1 protein-coding gene is annotated in these 674 nt (G+C 59.2%); it reads left to right on the top strand.

Features of this window, described 5'->3' with window-relative positions; all coding sequences use genetic code 11:
- The coding region (locus AC0L23_RS40005) for a putative bifunctional diguanylate cyclase/phosphodiesterase (protein WP_473358427.1) at positions 1 to 643 on the top strand (643 nt) is incomplete at its 5' end.
- Between the last annotated feature and the right edge of the window lie 31 nt (positions 644 to 674).

Raw genomic sequence — 674 nt, forward strand, 5'->3', positions numbered from 1 at the left:
GAAGGGCATGATCTCGCCGGCGGAGTTCATTCCGGTGGCGGAAGATATCGGACTGATCGTCTCGCTCGGCGAGTGGGTATTGCGTGAAGCCTGCAACGAGGCGGTGAAGTGGCCGTCCGAAATCAAGGTCGCGGTCAACCTGTCACCGGCACAATTTCGTCGCCGTAATCTGGTCCAGGTGGTTATTTCAGCGCTCGCCAATTCGGGTTTGTCGCCCAAGCGGCTCGAGCTCGAAATCACCGAGTCGGTGTTCCTGGCGGAATCCGAAGCCAATCTCGCCATCCTGCACCAGCTGCGCGAGCTTGGAGTTTCCATCTCTTTGGATGATTTTGGAACAGGTTATTCCAGCCTGAGCTACTTGCGCAGCTTTCCGTTCGACAAGATCAAGATCGATCGCTCCTTTGTGAAGGATCTCGCGAAACGTTCCGACTGCGTCGCTATCGTGCGCGCGATCTCGGGCCTCGGGCGTAGCCTCAACATCACCACAACTGCGGAAGGGGTGGAGACGACCGAGCAGCTGGATTGGCTTCGCGCAGAGGGCTGCAACGAGGTGCAGGGATTCTTATTCAGCGGCGCCAGGCCGGCCGCTGAGGTGGAGCAGCTCTTGCGTCGTTTTGGCGCGAGGGCCTCGAGAGCGGCGTGAAATTTCGGGCCCGACAGCACCAGGTTCGTAA

The sequence above is a fragment of the Bradyrhizobium sp. MI1.4 genome (genome assembly GCF_055811315.1).